Raw genomic sequence first — 19,173 nt, 5'->3', positions numbered from 1 at the left:
TGTATAAAAAATACAGTACACTGAACTATTAAGCGTTTTTCCGAAGGACGGAGTGCCGCACTGATCCTGCTGGCGCTTGAGGGTTTTAAGGCGCATAGTTTCATTTATTCGAATTAATGAATGGAGACCGCCATGACGGTGGAACGCGGAATTCTTTTTGTCGTAGGCGCGCTGGTGCTCGCCTCGGTTTTGCTCTCGGTTTATGTGAGCCCCATGTGGCTCTGGCTCACCGGCATCCTGGGTGTGCATTTGATGCAGGCGTCATTTACCGGTCTGTGCCCGGTGGTGATGATCTTGAAGAAACTCGGCTTGCCGCAAAAATCCGGCTTCGCCTGAAGCGACCACTGGCGAGAGAGAGCGGCGCCCGCACGCCGCTCTGAGCTTTACCGCCAATTAAGCACAACCTTTCCGGTCTTGCCGGACTTCATGGCCAGAAAACCGTCCTTAAAGTCGCCGACATCGAACCGATGCGTGATCACCTTGCGCACATCAAGGCCGTTTTGCAGCATGGCGATCATCTTGTACCAGGTCTCGAAGATCTCGCGGCCATAGACGCCCTTGATGGTGATCGCCTTGAACACGATCCGCGACCAGTCGACCGGGGACTTGCCCGGCGGAATACCAAGCAGTGCGATATGCCCGCCCATGACAAGGCGCTCGACCATCTGATCAAGGGCAATCTGGTTGCCGGACATCTCCAGCCCAACGTCGAACCCCTCGCGCATGCCGAGCTTCGACACCACGGCCTTCAGATCCTCGTGCGCGACATTAACGGGCACGACATCCGCGACCTCGGCGACCAGGTCCAGCCGGTCCTGATTGATGTCTGTGATCACCACATTGCGCGCGCCCACGTGGCGCGCAACGGCCGCAGCCATGATGCCGATCGGGCCTGCCCCGGTGACCAGCACATCCTCGCCGATCAGATCAAAACTAAGTGCGGTATGGACGGCGTTGCCGAGCGGATCGAGGATGGCGCCGATCTCGTCGTCGATCTCATCGGGCAGCGGCACGACATTGAACGCGGGCAGCTTCAAATATTCCGCGAAGGCGCCTTGCTCGTTGACGCCGATGCCACGGGTTTCCGGATCAAGGTGAAATTTGCCGGCGCGCGACTGGCGCGAGGTCTTGCCGATCAGATGCCCCTCGCCGCTGCAACGCTGGCCGATTTTTAGGTCGTGCACGTTCTTGCCGACCTCGACAATCTCGCCCGCGAATTCATGGCCAGTAATCAGCGGCACAGGAACCGTCTTCTCCGCCCATTCATCCCAGTTCCAGATATGGATATCGGTGCCGCAGATCCCGGTCTTGTTGATCCGGATCAGGACGTCGTCCGGGCCGATTTCGGGCACCGGCGCGCGTGTCATCCAGAGCCCCTCGCTCGGCTCCGACTTTTGAAGCGCTTTCATCTGGTTGCTCATAACAAAACTCCCGTCGCCTTGCCTGCCCGCTCAAATGCGCCAAGCGCCCGGTCCAGTTCTTCCCGGCTCAGGGCCGCATTCATTTGGGTGCGGATGCGCGCCTGGCCCCGCGGCACGACAGGGAAGAAGAAGCCCGACACATAAACGCCCTCCTCAAACAGCTTCGCCGCCATGTCCTGGGCGAGCTTCGCCTCCCCCAGCATGACCGGAATGATCGGATGCTCGCCGGGCAGCAGGTCAAAGCCGAGATTGGTCAGGCCATCGCGCCAGTAGCGGGCGTTGTCAAACAGCTGCTTGCGCAGATCATCGCCCTCCTCGACCAGCCGGATGGCTTCCAGCCCACTCATGACAATTGCCGGCGGCAGGGAGTTGGAGAACAGATAGGGCCTTGCCCGCTGGCGCAGCAGATCGATCACCGGTTGAGGTCCGGCAATATAGCCGCCGATGCCTCCTCCCAGCGCCTTGCCAAGCGTTCCGGTCAGGATGTCGACATCGACCCCGAAATGGGCGGGCGTCCCCTCGCCCTTCGGCCCCATGAAACCGGTCGCGTGGCAGTCGTCGACCATGACGATGGCGTCGTATTTGCGGGCCAGCGCCGTGACATCCGGCAGGTTAGCCAGATATCCGTCCATGGAGAAGACACCGTCGGTCGCCACCATGATGTGGCGCGCGCCGGCGTCCCGGGCTTCTTTCAGCTTGGCTTCAAGATCCGCCATATCGGAATTGGCATAGCGGTAGCGCTTGGCCTTGCACAGGCGGATCCCGTCAATGATCGAGGCGTGATTAAGCGCGTCCGATATAATCGCGTCCTCGGCCCCCAGAAGTGGCTCGAACAGGCCGCCATTGGCATCAAAACATGCGGCAAACAGAATGGAATCGTCCTTGCCGAGAAACTTGGCCAAGCGCTGTTCCAGTTCGCGGTGGATGTCCTGCGTCCCGCAGATGAACCGGACCGACGCCATGCCGAACCCGCGCGGCTCCATGGCCTTTTTCGCCGCCTCGATCAGAGCCGGGTGATCGGCAAGCCCGAGATAGTTATTGGCACAGAGGTTTATCACCTCTCGCTCGCCCACCTTGATTTCTCCGCCCTGCGGCGAGGTGATCAGGCGCTCGCGCTTGTAGAGCCCCTCCGCCTCGATCTCGCTCAAGGTGGTTTCGATATGCGACAGAAACTCCTGGCTCACGGCTTCCTCCGGTAAAATGGAATTTAACTCCACTATACCGGATAAATCCTTTGACAGAAAGTATCTTCCGAACGCGTTCGCGGCTCGGGGCTAGTGTGGTGGAATTGAAATTCGTGTCAAATTCGCAGCGACTTCAGAAACGAATTTCAATTCCGAAAACCACACTAGAAACATAAATCTGCTCGTCACCTTTTTGAATCTGAAGTTCGTTCCGAGCGCGCCGCGAAATGAGACGAACTTCAGATTCAGGTGACTAGAAACTCAGGCGAATGGCCTCACTGATTTTCAGGCCTGCATTCACGGCTTGGTACGTTGGCAAAGGCGGGCGCTGCGCGACATCAATGTCCCGGCGAAGCCAGGCCTGGTCTTCCAAAACGCACAGGGTCTTGGACAAGGCCCGATCGGTGACGCCCAGGCCGGTTTTGATTGCGGTGAACCGCCGCGGCGCACCGGTGACGGCCAGGACCGGGACTGTCCAGCTTCGTTTGAGGACGGAAGATGCAGCGTCACCCGGCGCCGCTTCCAGGATCCGGTACGCTAGGCCAGCGAACACCTTGCCCTTGTCCGTCAGCCGGAACTCCGGCCTCAGGGGATGACCGTGGCCCGGGTTTTTCTCCAGCATGCCAAGATCGATCAAATGAAGAAGGCTTGCAGCAAACGCGCTCCGGCTGGCTTTGGCCGCCGCGATCAGAGGCGCCTGCCGGCCGGGCACGCCCGAGTGCAGCAGGGCGAGGATTTTCAGCGACCAGGCCTTGGAGGTGAGCTTGACAAGGGTAGCTATATCCATGAATGATAGCTACTATACTTTTGCTACATAGGTAAGCGTCATGCCTGCCATTTCTTTGGACAACACGATCACTCTGGCTCTCTCGGTCCGCGACAGGCACGTCAGCGCCGAGTGGTATGAAAAGCACCTTGGATTTCAGTTGCTCATGCACATCGATGAAGCCGGGTGGAGTGAAATGTCGACCAAGACTGACGGCGTCACGCTGGGTCTGGGTGAACAGGCAGACCCAAACCCGGGCAATACCGTCCCTGTGTTCGGCGTGGCTGACATAGCGGTGGCGCGGGCCGCCCTTGAGGCAGAAGACGTCAGGTTCGACGGTGAGACGGAAACCATCGAAGGCATGGTCAGCACCGCCACGTTCTATGATCCCGACGGCAATGCGCTCATGCTGGCACAGGATCTTACGAAGTAACTCGACCCACCGCCTGCCGGTGCCTGCCTGCGGCGGCGGTCGATCCACCAAGACACGTCCGGCAGTGTTTCCAATGCCGTTGGGACTGACCGTCGGGGGCGCTGCTGCCCCAGGTCATTTTCAAATATTGACCACAAGAAGGATCGCACGCGCCGGACCATCGACCGCTTCAATCGCGTGCGGCACATCGGCCGCATAGCGCGCGGTGTCGCCTTGCTTGATCTCGCCCTTGGCAACGCCGGATATCACGCGCAAGCACCCCTCTTGCACCACCAGCTGCTCCCGCGTTCCCCGCTCATGCGCCTTGCTGACCAGCTTGCCGCCGTCGGCAAACACCAGCTCGTACACTTCGAGGCGCCCAGTGTCCTGCGGCGAAGACAGGATGCGAACCTTGCAGCCGTCCTTGGCGCGGTCGAAGGACGGTGTTTGATGCCGGTGCAGGATTTCAACCCGGTCTTCAGGCGCTTCCTCGCCGAGCAGACCGGCAAAATCCACGTTCAGCGCGCGTGTCAGGTTCAAGAGCGTGGCGATGGTGGGGTTGGCCTCCCCGCGCTCGATCTGGCTGATCATGGACTTCGAGACGCCCGACAGCTTCTCGACCGCCTCAAGAGAAAGGTTTTGGGCACGGCGGGCTTTTTTGAGCCGCTCAGGCAGACGGGCGAGAACGTCCGGTTCGCTCATGGGGTGTTTGCTTTATCAACCAGTTACGCGGACCTCCTTCTTAGCGCTCCCAGCCCGGTCATGCCAGCAGCTTGCTTGCACAGAATTGCACACCTGCGCCATCCCGTCGCATCCCGTGCCAGCGGCGTCGGATTTGGGACGGTGCCCGATCAGCTGTCTCGCCTAGGGTTCGGACCATCAATCACAAGGGCCTTGAAATGCGCCCGAAGACGTTGAGGAAACACGCATGGCGAGCGACATCGAAATAGCCCGCGCGGCCAATATGAAACCTATCCAGGACATTGCGGTCCGGCTGAACATTCCGGACGAGGCCTTGATCCCGTATGGGAAAACCAAGGCAAAAGTGTCGGGCGAATTCTTGTCCTCGCTGGATGGCAAGCAAAACGGCAAGCTGATCCTGGTCACGGCGATTAACCCGACACCGGCTGGTGAAGGCAAAACCACGACCACGGTCGGTCTCGGGGACGGCCTCAACCGGATCGGCAAGAACGCAATGATCTGTTTGCGCGAGCCCTCGCTCGGCCCATGCTTCGGCATGAAGGGCGGTGCGGCCGGCGGCGGGCATGCTCAGGTCGTTCCGATGGAAGACATCAACCTGCACTTTACCGGCGATTTTCATGCCATCACCTCGGCGCACAATCTTCTGTCGGCGCTGATCGAGAACCACATCTACTGGGGCAATGAGCTCGGCATCGACCAGCGGCGCGTCGTCTGGCGCCGGGTTCTCGACATGAACGACCGGGCCCTGCGCGAAATCGTCTGCTCGCTTGGCGGTGTTGCCAATGGCTTCCCGCGCGAAGGCGGGTTCGACATCACCGTCGCCTCCGAGATCATGGCGATCCTGTGCCTCGCCACCGACCTTGACGATCTTCAACGGCGCCTTGGCGACATCATCGTTGCTTACCGCCGCGACCGGACCGCCATCCGCGCCCGCGATCTGGAAGCAGACGGCGCCATGACCGTGCTGTTGAAAGAGGCCATCCAGCCGAACCTTGTTCAGACGCTGGAAAACAACCCGGCCTTCATCCATGGCGGACCGTTCGCCAACATAGCCCATGGCTGTAACTCGGTCATGGCGACCCAATCAGCGCTGAAACTGGCCGATTATGTGGTGACAGAGGCCGGATTCGGTGCGGACCTTGGCGCTGAAAAATTCTTCGACATCAAGTGCCGGAAGGCCGGGCTATCACCCGACGCGGTCGTGATTGTGGCCACCGTGCGGGCCCTGAAAATGAATGGCGGCGTGGCCAAGGAAGACCTCGGCGCGGAAAACGTCGATGCGGTCAAGAAGGGCTGCGCGAACCTTGGCCGCCATATCGAAAACGTCAAGCAGTTCGGCGTGCCTGCGGTGGTCGCGATCAACCATTTCACCGCCGATACCGAAGCAGAAGTCGAAGCTGTCAAAGCCTATTGCGCCGAACTCGGCGTTGATGCGATTCTGGCATCGCATTGGGCCAAGGGCTCTGAAGGCACGGCCGAACTCGCCGAAAAGGTTGTTGCACTCGCAGAAAGCGGCGCTGCGCAATTCGCCCCGCTTTACGACGACAGCCTGTCGCTGTTCGAAAAGATCGAAACCATCGCGAAGCGGATCTACCGCGCCGACGAGGTGCTGGCGGACAAGTCCGTGCGCGATCAGCTGAAGCGCTGGGAAGCCGACGGCTTCGGCAACCTGCCGGTGTGCATGGCGAAGACCCAGTACTCGTTCTCGACCGATCCGAACCTGCGCGGTGCGCCGGTCGGCCACAGCGTGCCGGTCCGTGAAGTGCGGCTCTCGGCCGGTGCGGGCTTCATCGTCGCCATCTGCGGGGAAATCATGACCATGCCGGGTCTGCCGCGCGTGCCCTCGGCCAACCACATCAAGCTGGACAGCAAGGGCCAGATTGAGGGCCTGTTCTAATTGATGGAATATGCGGGGCCCGGACGTGCTGGCCACAACCGGGCCTCGCAATCGAAAATTGAAATATATACCAATGTAATTATTGCGGTTATTTGTTCTAGTCTACGAAAATGACAATTAATTCCGCCAGTTAACTCCACCTCAACAAATAACAGCGACAGTGTTTCGGATATAGGAAGCAGTTCATTTTTTCGAGCACTTCCACAAACCAAATAAAGGTCCGAACAAGATCCGCCCGGCGGCAACAGAGGTGGCACACGGGGATGTACGATATCCTGTTCGTCTCGGATTCGATCTCCCGGTCGATCGAGCGGGCGAAACTCCTGGCGCGAGCCTTCAAAATCAAAGCCATCGCCTCGGGCGGCCTGACCCAGTCCGTCGCCGATGACGCCTCAATTATTGTCTTCGACCAAATTCTCTCGGCCCGCGAGACGGTTTTTCAGATCCGCGAATATCTCGACGCCGACCGGAAGGTCGCGGTCTATTATTCGCCCGGAGATCATCACGAACAAAAGCAGGCCGAGGCGCTGACCGGCGCCGTTCTTTTGAGCCGTGCGGAAAATGCCCGCCACACGCTGAGCACGCTTTATGAGCTGTTTGCAGACATGCAGGGCAAACGCGCCATGGCAACGCCGGCCGGACCGGAGATGAACCGGGTGCGGCGGGCCTTTAACGACATCAATCTGGCCGCCATGCTCGGTGCTCCGCCTCCGATTACCAAAGTTACCTGGGCAGCCGGCGCCATCAACGCTGCCATCAAGCGCCACGGGTTGGATGGTGTGCTGGAAACCATCAACGCCTACCACTCACATACAACCCGGCATTCGCTGCTGGTTGCGGCCGTATGCGCAGACTTCGGCTATCGGCTGTCGTTGGACGACCGCGCGCTGGACGTCATCACATCAGGCGGCATTGTTCACGACATCGGCAAAACAGCCATCCCGCTTCAGATCCTAGACAAGCCCGGGAAGCTGACCGCTGAGGAGATGGATGTTGTCCGCCGCCACCCCGAAGCCGGGGTTGCTATGTTGAAAAAGGCCGAGAATTTCGATGAGCGGCTCCTTGCGATCACGCGGGACCATCATGAAATGCTCGACGGGTCTGGCTATCCGAACGGGAAAATGGCGCAGGACATTCCCGAGGAGATCCGCGTTATGACGATCTGCGATATCTTCGCAGCCCTTGTCGAAGACCGCGCTTACAAGGCGGCCATGCCCGTGGAAACAGCCCACGGTATCCTTCAGGGCATGGGCAGCAAGCTGGATCAGAAACTCTTCAAGGAATTCAAAAGCAAACCCGGCCGCGAAACCGGCGGATTTGCGAAGGTCAAGAGCCAAGCCGCTCAGTAGCGCCCCTGTGTCAGACCTCGACCTCGACCTTGCCGATCGGATGCGAACAGCACGCGAGGATGAAACCGTCCTCGATATCTTCTTCCGAAATCCCGCCGCTGTGCACCATGTGAACGTCGCCTGAGGTTTTCTTGATCTTGCACGTACCGCACACCCCAAAGGTACACCCAGAGGGAATATTCAAACCGGCGGAGCGCGCCGCATTCAATACGGTATCGGTCTCGGTGCATTTTGTGCGCACGTCCGACTGCAGGAAGTAGATCTCGGCAGTTTCCGCCTCATCCGGCACCACATCGTCGAGCTCTGGAACTTCGGCCTCGGTCGCAGCCGGGGCGTGAAAGCTCTCCTGATGATAGCGGTCCATATCGTATCCGAGTGCAGACAGCGCATCGCGCACAGCCTGCATGAATTCCTCCGGTCCGCAGCAAAACACCTCGCGTTCCAGATAGTCCGGTGCCATCAGACCCAGCATCAGCTGGTTCAAGTGGCCCTGATACCCGGTCCACACCTTGTAACGGTCATTGGTGCCGACAACGAATTTGAGATCGATGCCGGGCACCCGGCTTGCCATGTGCTCGAGACGTTCCCGGAAGATGATTTCCGATGGCCGTTTGGCACAGTTGATCATGACGATATCCGGTTCGCTGCCATGGTCGAACATGTAGCTTGCCATCGACATCATCGGGGTGATCCCGGAGCCGGCCGAAATGAACAGGTACTTGTCAGCAGGATGCAGCTTGTGGCTGAACACGCCTGCCGGCCCGATTGCCTTGATGCGCATGCCCGGTTTGAGGTGATCCAGCATCCACCGCGTGCCGATACTGTCGTCCTGCGCCTTCACGGTGACGGTGATCGACATCGGCCGCGAGGGGGAGGACGAAATCGTGTAGGTCCGGTAAAGCGGCCCGCCATTGACCGGGAGTTCCAGCGTCAGGAACTGTCCGGGTAAATAGTCGAACAACGCGCCTGATGGCGCTTGAAAGCAAAACGTTGCGACATTGGGCACTTCAGGCACGATGGCAACGCATTCCAGCAGTTCGCTGTCATCCCAAATGGCAGGACCGGCAGCACCGGCAGATTTCAAAAGGCTCATGTGGGGATCACTCCGCAGCCAGCATCAAGGGTGCGATACGCGCGCCCAGCGTGTCACAGTACCACTCGACAAACTGAAGTACGCCGCTTTCCTGGGTCGGGGAATATGGCCCCGGCTCATAGGCAGGCGACAGGATACCCTGCTGATTGTCTTCCACGACCCGGCGGTCTTCATCGTTGGTCGCCATCCAGACTTCGGTCAGGGTTTTCAGATCGTAGTCCCGACCCTCGACCGCGTCCTTGTGGACCAGCCATTTCGTCGTGACCTCCGTCTGCGTCGGGCCGACGGGCGTGACGCGGAACACCAGCGAATGATCCGGCAAAAAGTGATTCCATGTTGTCGGATAGTGAAACTTCAAAAGCGCGCCGGCATCGGCGAAAGGAATGCGCCCGAGGGGTTTGGCAACGGCTGCCTTGCCGGACATGGTGTAGCTTACCGCACCGGTTTTCAGCGGCATGCGCGCCACCCGGTATTGCCCGTCATCGGCCAAATGAAACTTTGACGGCAGATTGACAGCTTCCAGCCTGGAGAAATGGCTGGAAAGCGCCTCGGGCATGTCATCGCCGACAATACCCGTAACCCCGGGATCATCCGGAAAACTCCGGCACAGCGCCGGATGGTTGCCGCCGCAGTGATAACATTCACGGTTGTTCTCCCAGACCAGCTTCCAGTTGCCCTCCTCAATGATCGAACTTTCATAGGCCACCTTGGCATTGCCAAGATCATGCGGCGCCAAATATCCCGCGATCAGGTCGGCGTAGGGTTCGAAATCGGGAGCGTGCTCGGCCAGACAGACATAGACAAGCCCTCCGACCTCGCGGCAATGCACCATTTTCAGGCCATGTGCTTTCGGGTCGAAGTCTGGCCCCATATCACGGGCCCACAGGAGCGACCCGTCCAGTTCATAGGTCCATTGGTGATACGGGCAAACCAGCTTTGGGGCGGACCCTTTTTGCGCCTTGCACAGAATTGAGCCCCGATGTCGGCAGGAATTATGAAATGCGCGGATGACACCGTCCGCCCCCCTGACGATGACAATCCTGTAGGCGCCGATTTTGTGAGTGACATAGTTGCCGGATTTTGGAATTTCGCAGGCGGGAATCGCAAACAGCCAATCGCGGTAGAAAATCTTCTCAAGATCCAGAGCAAAAATCTCGGCGTCGGTATAAAACGCCTGTTCCAACGCGTGGCCGGATTTCCGTTTTTGCAGCAGTTCAAGCGCCTTTTGCTCAGCCTGCATGTCACCTCTCCAAGCACCGCCAACCGAAGCGGCCCGTCAATAAAAATCATGCGCAGATAGGGGGATACAGGAGGTGCTGCCTCAACCGATCAACCGGACGGCAACACCCTCGCGCCTGTTACCGCCCACCGCGGCTCAACGTTCTCTCCGCAAGGCTGGTTTCCGGACTTCAGGACCGTCCGATCGCCGCCTGAGGCACCAGCTCGGTGTCACCGGCTGGTTTTGGCAGCTGCTTTCGTCCTGTCACCGTTGCGGGGGCAGTGACGGCCTTTCACCGTCTTCCCGAATTATCGGCCATCATGGCCGCACCTTGCGAAATTGTGCATAGCACCACGACCCGGCGTGCCCGCGATGCAAAACCGACATTCAACAGCCGGTTTCAGACATCGTGCAATGATCGGCAATTGCTTCAAATGTTGACGGAAAATTGTGATTTGATCCGCCGGATCGGCTGTTGCTGTGACTGAAGTTTTTCGCAGTGAAACACTCTGTCGCAGGTGCGACTTGGGGTGTCGTTTTGAAGATACCGGCAAATCGCGCGGTGGCCATAAGGTTTTTACATAAACAAAAGTGTTTCGAGGGCCCGTGATGCCCATGGAGACGTGAATGTCTGACGAAGAAGATATTGACCTGAGCGCCCTGTCCGACGACGAACTCGTCGAGCAAATGCATGACGATCTTTACGACGGCCTGCAGGAAGAGATCCAGGAAGCCGTGAACATCCTGCTCGAACGCGGCTGGGCGCCTTATGACATCCTGACAAAGGCACTTGTCGAAGGCATGCGGATCGTCGGCGTTGACTTCCGTGATGGCATCCTTTTCGTGCCCGAGGTGCTTTTGTCAGCGAATGCGATGAAGGCCGGTATGGGCATCCTGCGCCCGCTGCTCGCCGAAACCGGCGCGCCGAAGGTCGGCAAGATGGTGATTGGCACCGTCAAAGGCGACATCCACGACATTGGCAAAAACCTTGTCTCCATGATGATGGAGGGGGCCGGTTTTGAAGTGATCGACATCGGGATCAACAACCCGGTCGAAAATTACCTCGCAGCTCTCGAAGAGCACCAGCCGGACATCCTCGGCATGTCGGCCCTACTTACAACGACCATGCCTTACATGAAGGTCGTGATCGACGAGATGAAGGCCAAAGGCATTCGTGACCAGTACATCGTTCTGGTCGGTGGTGCACCTCTGAACGAGGAATTCGGCGAAGCTGTCGGCGCAGACGGATACTGCCGCGACGCAGCCGTTGCCGTCGAGATGGCCACTGATCTGATTGCACGCCGCCACAACCAATTGGCAAGCCGCGCTTGACCGGACGGATGGGATGCCACGCGCATGAGCACCGGCGTTCCCCTTTTCGAATTTGACGATACATCGGGCCCGGCCAAGAAAATTGGCCGGGTCCTTGTCATTGCATGCGGCGCCCTGGCACGTGAGATCATAGCGATCCGTGATCGCAACGGGCTCGATCATATCGACCTGACCTGCCTGCCGGCTCAGCTCCACAACACCCCCGACAAGATCCCCGAGGAAGTCCGGAAAGCCATCCTGTTGAACCGGGATGTTTACGACGAGATACTGATCGGATACGGCGACTGCGGAACCGGCGGCCTGCTCGACAACGTTTTGAATGAGACTGGCGCCCGGCGCATCGAAGGCGCGCATTGTTATGCATTCTTCACCGGACTTGAAGAATTCAACCAGCTCGAGGAAGACCAGCTGGGCACGTTTTACCTGACGGATTTCCTGGCCCGTCATTTTCAGACCATGGTTATTGAACCGCTCGGGCTCGATTGGCACCCGCATTTGCGCGACATGTATTTCGCCCACTACACGCGCGTTCTTTACCTAGCGCAAACCAGCAATCCTGAACTGGAAGAATCAGCAAGAGCGGCCGCCGAGCGGCTTGACCTTCCGCTGGAAATAAGGCGCACCGGCTACGGCATGCTGGACAGTTTCTTGAGCCAGCCGGCCACGGGCTGAAGCCCTTGGGAAACCTGCAAACCCAACACGATTTCTCACAGGTTTGAAACAAGTCGCATTTGATGTTTCCAGTGCCGTTTTCGCGCCTCTGAAACCGCGCCGTGTCAAGCAATCATCAGCGGCGAAAGGACACAGCCCCATGGCACAAAAGACAATCGTTTTCTGGCGGGACATCCCGGCGCAAATCCTGATCAAGAAAGGCCGCAAGTCGGCCCGCAGGGAAATGCCGCCTGTCTTCATGGAAGCGATAGACGCCTGTGCCATGCGCGTCGGCGCCAAGGACAGCGAAGCCTATATGGCCGAGTGGCGCCGCAGTGACCCGATTGAAGTGACCGATGATTTGGAGAGCGAAGCGGACAGTGCCTTTGAAGAGCTGACTGCGGCTTACCCGAAAGACAGACTGAAAACTTTGCTCGACCAGGGAGGCAAGGAGCATGACTGATACACGCCTGACGCCGGAAGGCCGCCTTGCCGCTTCGACAGAAATGTCGCCGAAGCAGGTGGTCGAAAAGACAGAACTGCTGGACTTCATTCCCCCAAAGACGCGGGTCTATGTCACGGATCTCGGCAATGCGTCGGAAGACATGATTGTGTCAGCCGCCAAAACCCTGACCGACCGGAGCTTTACGCCTGTTCCGCATATGGCCGCCCGCCGGTATCCGAGCCTTGACGCGTTTCAGCAGCGCATCACACGGCTGACCCAGGAAGCCGGTGTCACGGACGTGCTGGCCATTGCGGGCGAAGCCGACAAGGCCGGGCCCCTCACCTCTTCCGTCGCGCTTCTTGAAACCGGACTGTTCGATAAACTGGGCATCAAGACAATTGCCGTGGCAGGCCACCCGGAAGGCGCACCTGACATCAAGCCGGACGTCATCAAGTCGTTCCTGATGCGCAAGCATGAACTGGCACTCGAAAGCGATGCACGGTTCCTACTGGTGACACAGTTCGGCTTTGATCCGGCCGGGGTAAATATCTGGCTTGATGAAATTGCAGGCTGGGGCAACAAGTTCCCGGTGCACATAGGTGTTGCCGGTCCGGCCAAAATGACCACTTTGTTGAAATTCGCCGCTTTTGCAGGTGTCGAAAATTCGCTCAAGTTCATTAAAAAACGCGGTGGATCCGTTGTCTCCATGCTGTCTGGCTACGATCCTGACACAATGGTCGAGCCGCTCGAAACGCGGCTTGCCGCCCGTCCGCACAGCCAGCTTGCCCAGATCCATGTTTATCCGTTTGGCGGCGTCCAAAAGACCGCTGAATGGCTCACCCAGCGTGGGAGCTGGTCCTTTCGCTCAGACACTTCGTCTTCCCTAGATGTTCAAGAGATTGCTCAATGACCCGTACTGTCGTCGCCTCTGCCACCAAGGAAATCATCATTGGCTTTGACCAGCCGTTCTGCGTCATTGGCGAGCGCATCAACCCGACCGGCCGCAAGAAGCTGGCGGCTGAAATGATCGAGGGCAATTTCGAAACTGTGAAGGCTGACGCGCTGGCCCAAGTCGCGGCCGGGGCCACCATGCTGGACGTCAATGCAGGCGTCACGGCTGTCAACCCGAACGAGACCGAGCCGCCATTGCTCGTCAAGACCTTGGAAATGGTCCAGGAACTGGTCGATGTGCCGCTGTCGATCGATTCCTCTGTCACAGCTGCGATCGAGGCCGGCCTGAAGGTTGCCAAGGGCCGCCCGCTGGTCAACTCGGTGACGGGTGAGGAAGAAAAGCTGGAAGCCATCCTGCCGCTCATCAAGAAATACGATGTGCCGGTGGTCGCGATCTCGAATGACGAAAGCGGTATTTCCGAAGACCCGGACGTGCGCTTTGCCGTTGCCAAAAAGATCGTCGAGCGCGCCGCCGATTTTGGCATTCCCGCCAATGATATTGTTGTCGATCCTCTGGTCATGCCGATCGGGGCGATGGGCACCGCCGGTCAGCAGGTGTTTCAGCTACTGCGACGCCTCCGCGAAGAATTGAAGGTCAACACGACCTGTGGCTTGTCCAATGTCTCCTTCGGTCTGCCGCATCGTCACGGCATCAACGCCGCCTTCATCCCGATGGTGATCGCCACCGGCATGACCTCGGCGATCATGAACCCGTGCCGTCCTCAAGAGATGGAAGCGGTTCGCGCTGCCAACGTGCTCAACGGCACCGATCCGAACTGTCAGGAATGGATCATGACCTACCGGGACCACCAACCGGCCGCAGCCGGGCAGGCTGCAGCAGCCCCTGCAGATGCGTCCGGCGGGGGCCGCCGGCGCGGGGGCCGGGCCGGCCGTCGCGCCGCTGGCTAAGCCTGCTTTATTCCGGCCGGGCATCGAAACGTCCGGACGGCCAATCAAAAACCAGCACGACCCGGGCGGCAAACCGATCCCGGGTCGCGCTTCATGGCCCTTGCTCCCTCCGCAACACGTTCGAACCAGCCAGTCATGACCGCAGTCGAAAAACAAGCCAAAGTCGTGTTTCAACCCAGTGGCCGCCGGGGAACGTTTCCGGTGGGGACGCCGCTTCTGGATGCCGCCCGATCCCTCGGGGTCTATGTCGAATCGGTCTGCGGCGGGCGCGGCATCTGCGGGCGCTGCCAGATCTCGGTGTCCGAAGGCGCATTTGCCAAGGAAAACGTGACAAGCACGGCCGACAATCTGGCCGGGGCGACCGATGCTGAAAACCGCTATGCGGAATTGCGCAGCCTGCCTGCCGACCGGCGCCTGTCCTGCCAGGCCAAGATCCTGGGCGATCTCGTCATCGACGTGCCGACCGACGCGCAAACCAACCGCCAGGTCGTGCGCAAGCGCGCCGAGGCCAAGGCGATCGCGCCGAAATCCGCGGTCTCGCTGCACACCGTGACCCTTGCCGAACCGGACATGCATGTACCGCGCGGCGATGCGGACCGGCTCCGCGAAGCCTTGAAAGGTGCGGCCGGGCTGACTGATCTTGCCATGGACCCTGCCTTGCTGCCCAAGGTCCAGACCATCCTGCGCCAGGGCAAGTGGACCGTGACGGCCGCGATTTACAGCGACGCGCAGGCACCAGCCACGGTCACTGCGCTGTGGCCGGGCGAGAAAACGGCCGTTTATGGCCTGGCCGTCGATATTGGCTCGACCACCATTGCGGCGCATTTGTGCAATCTCCAGACCGGCCGCACGGTTTCCTCGCAGGGCACGTCCAACCCTCAGATCCGCTTCGGCGAAGATCTGATGTCGCGGGTGTCCTATGTGCAGATGAACCCGTCGAAACTACCGGACCTCACCAAGGCCGTGCGCGATGCCATCAATGCGCTGGTCGGCAAGCTGGTCGGCGATGTCGGCGCGGCGCGGTCGGACATTCTGGATGCCACCTTTGTCGGCAATCCGGTAATGCATCACCTGTTTCTCGGAATCGATCCGGTGGAGCTTGGCGGCGCACCCTTCGCGCTCGCCGCTTCCGATGCCATGATCCTGAATGCCCGCGATCTCGATCTGGAGCTGAACCCCGGCGCACGGGTCTATATGCTGCCCTGCATTGCCGGACATGTTGGCGCGGATGCCGCCGCCGCCACCCTCTCCGAAGCCCCGCACAAGGGCGAAGACATTACACTGCTTGTCGATGTCGGCACGAATGCGGAGATTGTCCTGGGTAACAGGAACCGGCTTCTGGCCGCCTCCTCGCCCACCGGCCCGGCCTTTGAAGGGGCAGAGATATCCTCCGGCCAGCGGGCCGCGCCCGGTGCCATCGAGCGCATTCGGATCGACAAGGACACGCTTGAGCCGCGTTTCAAGGTGATCGGCGTCGACGAATGGTCGGATGAAGAAGGTTTCGACGAGAAAGTCGACAGTGTCGGTGTGACCGGCATTTGCGGCTCCGGCATTATTGAGGCCGTTGCCGAGATGTATCTGGCCGGTCTGATCACGGAGGACGGCGTTATTGACGGGTCTATGGCGGAGCGGACCGTCCGCATCCAGCCCAAGGGACGGACCTTTTCCTATCAGATCGCGGACCAGGGCGTCGAAATCTCGATCCTGCAGACGGATATCCGCGCCATCCAGCTGGCCAAGGCGGCGCTTTACGCTGGGGTCAAACTGCTTCAGGACAAGCTGGGCACGACCAAACTCGACCGCATCAAACTGGCCGGTGCCTTTGGCAGCTACATTGACCCGACTTACGCCATGGTTCTCGGGCTGATCCCGGACTGCCCCGTCGATGGCGTGTCCGGCGTTGGCAACGCGGCCGGAACAGGAGCCCGGATGGCCCTGCTCAACACAGACCACCGGCGCGAGATCGAGCAAACCGTGCGCGAGATCGAGAAGATCGAAACGGCGCTGGAGCCGAAGTTCCAGGAGCATTTCGTGAACGCCATGGCGCTGCCCAACAAGGTGGACCCGTTCCCGAATCTGCGTGAAGCGATTGCCCTGCCCGAGCCTAAAGAGCTGCCCCAGAGCGCAGAAGGAGCCGGGGGCCGACGGCGCCGGCGGCGCGGCTGAGCTCAATCGCTCGGAAATCTGAAAAAGGGGTCGATTTCCAATCATCCTGCCTTAGGTGCATGGGGGAAGACCGCTGCCCTTGCAGGCAGCCGGGAGACCGAAGGGGCCACGCATGATCTCTGTCTTGTCAAGCATCTGGGCCCTATTGGTTGGCATCGTGCTGATCATGCTGGGCAACGGCATGCAGTTCACCTTGATCGGTCTTCGCGGCGACATCGAAGGGTTTTCCGCCACCGAATTGGCGATCGTCACCTCCGGCTACTTCATGGGGTTCTTGTCCGGGGCCCGGATGACACCCGGAATGATCCGGAGGGTTGGACATGTCCGCGTGTTCGCGGCGCTCGGCAGTTTCATGTCCGCGGCCTTGATCGCCTTTCCTTTAGTCACGGAGCCCTGGGCTTGGACCGTTCTGCGCATTTTGGTCGGCTTCTGCATGTCGGGCATTTATGTGACTGCGGAAAGCTGGCTCAACGATGCGGCCACCAATGAAACACGTGGCAAGGTGCTGTCGGCCTACATGATCGCTCAGACCCTGGGCATCATCGGCGCACAGGCGCTGCTCACGCTTGGCGACGCGGCGACCTCGGTGCTGTTTATCGGCGCATCGATCCTGGTATCGATTTCCTTTTCGCCGATCCTTCTGTCAGTTGGCCATGTGCCAGCCGCGGAAGTCACCCGCCCCATGCCCCTCAAGGACCTGTTTGTCGGCTCGCCGCTCGGCACGGTCGGCATTTTTATTCTGGGCAGCATCTACGCCACACAATCGGGCATGGGCGCGGTCTATGGCACCGAAATCGGGCTGACGGCAGATCAGATCGCGTTTTTCGTGGCCATGCTGTTTGCGGGGGCTTTGGTCCTGCAATACCCCATCGGATGGCTGTCTGACCGGATCGACCGGCGCTGGCTGATCTTCGGCGCGTCTATCCTGGGGGCCTTGTCCTGCATCGTTGGTATTGCAATCGGCGGCGGTTTCTGGCCACTGATGGCCTCTGCTTTCTTCGCTGGCGGGGTAACAACGCCGCTCTATGCACTGTTTCTGGCCTACACCAATGACAGCCTGTCGGTCGAAGACATGCCGGCGGCGTCGGGCGGTCTGGTGCTGACTTTCGGGATTGGTGCAATTCTCGGGCCCCTTTTGACCGGCTGGGCCATGCAAACCGCTGGACCAATCGCGTTTTGGGCGGTGCTCGGAGGCAGCTTTGCCTTGATCGGGCTTTATGCGCTCTACCGGATGACCCAGCGCGCACCGACGCCGGTCGAAGATACCGAAAGTTATCTCAGCGTCTTGCCGACCGCGTCTCCCGTTGCCGTTGAAGCCGCGGGCGTGTGGGCTGCCGAACAGGCAGATGAAAATGCCGAAGCGGAACAGAACGACGAAACCGAACAGGCCGAAAGCACAGCGACGGAACCAACCGAAGACAACAGCTCCCCCGCTCCAGACAAGCCGTGAACCGGCCGGTTTGACATCGCCCCGAACATTGGAATGCCTTATGCTAGCGAGGATGCAGGAAGGCTGGCAGACCGGGTTGGGAGGTAACGTCACATGAATTGGTTCAGGTCTCTCATGATGAGTTCCGTCGCCGCCGGCATGCTGACCCTCGCCGGACCAGCGCTCGCGACCTCCAACATTACCTGTGACGCGTTCGAAGGTGCCGCCGTTGCTGATATTCTGTTTGGCGCGGGACCCGTCCCGGCGATCATTGATGTCACAGTTGGGACCGGCAACGACTATTACACAACAAAGGGCCTGCCGGACGCGGTTCCGCTGGTGATCGCCCGGGCATTTACAGACGCCGAAACCGTCAAAATCGACCTCATGGACGATCAGGCAGAGCGTCTGCTCGTATCGATCCGCCTGCTCCGCTCGGCTGGCGAGGAGCCCTTGCAGATCGGGTATCTGCAGGTCGGGGACGAACCGCCTGTTGGTGTCACTTGTATCGGGCCGTAAAGCGCACGAAATTCAGCATCCGCACTCCCAGACCGCTGCCATGTCACGCTTTCCGGAACGAAACGGCGAGCGCCATGTCTTCAGAATGTTCATGGCCGTCCTTGGCATAGATCCGGACTTCGCGGGCCTCCAGACCAGAGATCCGCCCCGCATGCATCAAAGCTTGAAGCATCGCCTCAAATCCGAGGCTGGTGAAATGCACCTTGTTCACACCGATCACAAACAGCGCGCCCGGCCGGGCAATCCCGAGGAGCTTTTCCAGAACCTCCGGCCCCAGATGCCCTTGGGTGAACGTGCCTGAGGACAGGAGCGCGCCGTAGTCATTGCAGATCGGCCCCAGATCCCCGGTCAGGTCGATTTCAAAGGTTCGGCGGTAGAGCGCCTTTTCGTTTGCCCGCGCAAGCATGTCGGGCGAAATATCCATACCGTCAATTGGCTGAACGGACTGATCCAGCGCCTGCGCAACAAGCCCCGTGCCGCAACCAATATCCGCGATCGGGCCATCGTCCGGCCCGGATATCTGACGGTAAATTTCTGCAATCTTCTGCGGGTAGACAAACCCGAGGACGTCCGCGAAATCTTCATCGTAGGAGGCTGCAAAGCCGCGATAATAGGCGCGGCTGTCATCTGGCGTTTCGAGCGCATAGGCGTTTTCAAGCAGTCTCTGCGCCTTGTCGGACATGGCCATTATCCGCACCTTTCAATTGCTGTCTCTAGCAATCAGCCTA

General features: G+C 59.6%; 19 protein-coding genes and 1 riboswitch. Of the genes, 12 read left to right on the top strand and 7 right to left on the bottom strand.

Translation table 11 applies throughout. The annotated features are described in order from the left end of the window. Nucleotides 1-132 precede the first annotated feature (132 nt). The gene (locus JM93_RS08905) at nucleotides 133-336 is read left to right on the top strand and encodes a YgaP family membrane protein (protein ID WP_145342418.1); all 204 of its coding nucleotides are present in this window, start codon (nucleotides 133-135) and stop codon (nucleotides 334-336) included. Nucleotides 337-383: 47 nt separating this feature from the next. On the opposite strand, the gene tdh is transcribed toward JM93_RS08905, so the two are convergent. From tdh to JM93_RS08890, 3 genes are all read right to left on the bottom strand, one after another. Beyond that, a complete protein-coding gene (tdh, locus tag JM93_RS08900) occupies nucleotides 384-1,421 on the bottom strand; it encodes an L-threonine 3-dehydrogenase (protein WP_145342416.1) in 1,038 nt (345 codons plus the stop codon). After that, nucleotides 1,418-2,605, bottom strand: coding sequence for a glycine C-acetyltransferase (locus JM93_RS08895; protein WP_145342414.1), 1,188 nt, complete (start codon nucleotides 2,603-2,605; stop codon nucleotides 1,418-1,420). The genes tdh and JM93_RS08895 overlap by 4 nt, the downstream gene beginning before the upstream one ends. Before the next feature lie 253 nt (nucleotides 2,606-2,858). Next, a complete protein-coding gene (locus tag JM93_RS08890) occupies nucleotides 2,859-3,392 on the bottom strand; it encodes a transcriptional regulator (protein WP_145342412.1) in 534 nt (177 codons plus the stop codon). A 40-nt stretch (nucleotides 3,393-3,432) separates the two neighbouring features. Here JM93_RS08890 and JM93_RS08885 point away from each other — a divergent pair, with 40 nt between their 5' ends. Continuing rightward, the gene (locus tag JM93_RS08885) at nucleotides 3,433-3,804 is read left to right on the top strand and encodes a VOC family protein (protein WP_145342410.1); all 372 of its coding nucleotides are present in this window, start codon (nucleotides 3,433-3,435) and stop codon (nucleotides 3,802-3,804) included. Between the two features lie 120 nt (nucleotides 3,805-3,924). Here JM93_RS08885 and JM93_RS08880 read toward each other — a convergent pair whose 3' ends face one another. Beyond that, nucleotides 3,925-4,485 (bottom strand): helix-turn-helix domain-containing protein, encoded by a 561-nt coding sequence (locus tag JM93_RS08880; RefSeq protein WP_145342408.1) that lies wholly within the window; start codon nucleotides 4,483-4,485, stop codon nucleotides 3,925-3,927. Nucleotides 4,486-4,711: 226 nt separating this feature from the next. On the opposite strand from JM93_RS08880, the gene JM93_RS08875 reads away from it, so the two are divergent. Next, nucleotides 4,712-6,382 carry a formate--tetrahydrofolate ligase gene (locus JM93_RS08875; protein ID WP_145342406.1) on the top strand — a complete coding sequence of 557 codons (1,671 nt, stop codon included), beginning with the start codon at nucleotides 4,712-4,714 and terminating at the stop codon, nucleotides 6,380-6,382. A 263-nt stretch (nucleotides 6,383-6,645) separates the two neighbouring features. After that, entirely contained in the window at nucleotides 6,646-7,731 is a 1,086-nt protein-coding gene (locus tag JM93_RS08870; RefSeq protein WP_145342404.1) for an HD-GYP domain-containing protein, read from the top strand. A gap of 10 nt (nucleotides 7,732-7,741) precedes the next feature. Here the strand turns inward: JM93_RS08870 and JM93_RS08865 are convergent, their stop codons facing one another. Further along, on the bottom strand, nucleotides 7,742-8,824 hold the full coding sequence (locus JM93_RS08865; RefSeq protein ID WP_145342403.1) for an FAD-binding oxidoreductase: 1,083 nt from the start codon (nucleotides 8,822-8,824) through the stop codon (nucleotides 7,742-7,744). A 7-nt stretch (nucleotides 8,825-8,831) separates the two neighbouring features. Beyond that, nucleotides 8,832-10,064 (bottom strand): aromatic ring-hydroxylating oxygenase subunit alpha, encoded by a 1,233-nt coding sequence (locus JM93_RS08860; RefSeq protein WP_145342401.1) that lies wholly within the window; start codon nucleotides 10,062-10,064, stop codon nucleotides 8,832-8,834. Nucleotides 10,065-10,200: 136 nt separating this feature from the next. Continuing rightward, nucleotides 10,201-10,392, bottom strand: a riboswitch (cobalamin riboswitch). Nucleotides 10,393-10,670: 278 nt separating this feature from the next. Here JM93_RS08860 and JM93_RS08855 point away from each other — a divergent pair. From JM93_RS08855 to JM93_RS08820, 8 genes are all read left to right on the top strand, one after another. Further along, on the top strand, nucleotides 10,671-11,375 hold the full coding sequence (locus JM93_RS08855) for a corrinoid protein (protein ID WP_145342399.1): 705 nt from the start codon (nucleotides 10,671-10,673) through the stop codon (nucleotides 11,373-11,375). A 24-nt stretch (nucleotides 11,376-11,399) separates the two neighbouring features. After that, nucleotides 11,400-12,047: a DUF1638 domain-containing protein gene (locus JM93_RS08850; RefSeq protein WP_145342397.1), complete on the top strand. Its 648-nt coding sequence runs from the start codon at nucleotides 11,400-11,402 to the stop codon at nucleotides 12,045-12,047. Nucleotides 12,048-12,186: 139 nt separating this feature from the next. After that, a complete protein-coding gene (locus JM93_RS08845; RefSeq protein WP_145342395.1) occupies nucleotides 12,187-12,489 on the top strand; it encodes a virulence factor in 303 nt (100 codons plus the stop codon). Beyond that, nucleotides 12,482-13,381 (top strand): methylenetetrahydrofolate reductase, encoded by a 900-nt coding sequence (locus JM93_RS08840; protein WP_145342393.1) that lies wholly within the window; start codon nucleotides 12,482-12,484, stop codon nucleotides 13,379-13,381. Before JM93_RS08845 ends, JM93_RS08840 begins: the two co-directional genes overlap by 8 nt. Then, the gene (locus tag JM93_RS08835) at nucleotides 13,378-14,331 is read left to right on the top strand and encodes a methyltetrahydrofolate cobalamin methyltransferase (protein ID WP_145342391.1); all 954 of its coding nucleotides are present in this window, start codon (nucleotides 13,378-13,380) and stop codon (nucleotides 14,329-14,331) included. Before JM93_RS08840 ends, JM93_RS08835 begins: the two co-directional genes overlap by 4 nt. 93 nt (nucleotides 14,332-14,424) lie before the next feature. After that, on the top strand, nucleotides 14,425-16,497 hold the full coding sequence (locus JM93_RS08830) for an ASKHA domain-containing protein (protein ID WP_425280815.1): 2,073 nt from the start codon (nucleotides 14,425-14,427) through the stop codon (nucleotides 16,495-16,497). A gap of 112 nt (nucleotides 16,498-16,609) precedes the next feature. Further along, a complete protein-coding gene (locus JM93_RS08825; RefSeq protein ID WP_145342389.1) occupies nucleotides 16,610-17,947 on the top strand; it encodes an MFS transporter in 1,338 nt (445 codons plus the stop codon). A 93-nt stretch (nucleotides 17,948-18,040) separates the two neighbouring features. Further along, nucleotides 18,041-18,445, top strand: coding sequence for a hypothetical protein (locus JM93_RS08820; protein ID WP_145342387.1), 405 nt, complete (start codon nucleotides 18,041-18,043; stop codon nucleotides 18,443-18,445). 43 nt (nucleotides 18,446-18,488) lie between these two features. Here the strand turns inward: JM93_RS08820 and JM93_RS08815 are convergent, their stop codons facing one another. Further along, the gene (locus tag JM93_RS08815) at nucleotides 18,489-19,127 is read right to left on the bottom strand and encodes a class I SAM-dependent DNA methyltransferase (RefSeq protein ID WP_170230596.1); all 639 of its coding nucleotides are present in this window, start codon (nucleotides 19,125-19,127) and stop codon (nucleotides 18,489-18,491) included. Nucleotides 19,128-19,173 lie beyond the last annotated feature (46 nt).

This window comes from Roseibium hamelinense, from assembly GCF_007830545.1.
Lineage (GTDB): Bacteria > Pseudomonadota > Alphaproteobacteria > Rhizobiales > Stappiaceae > Roseibium > Roseibium hamelinense.
This window is presented reverse-complemented; position numbering and strand designations above follow the sequence as displayed.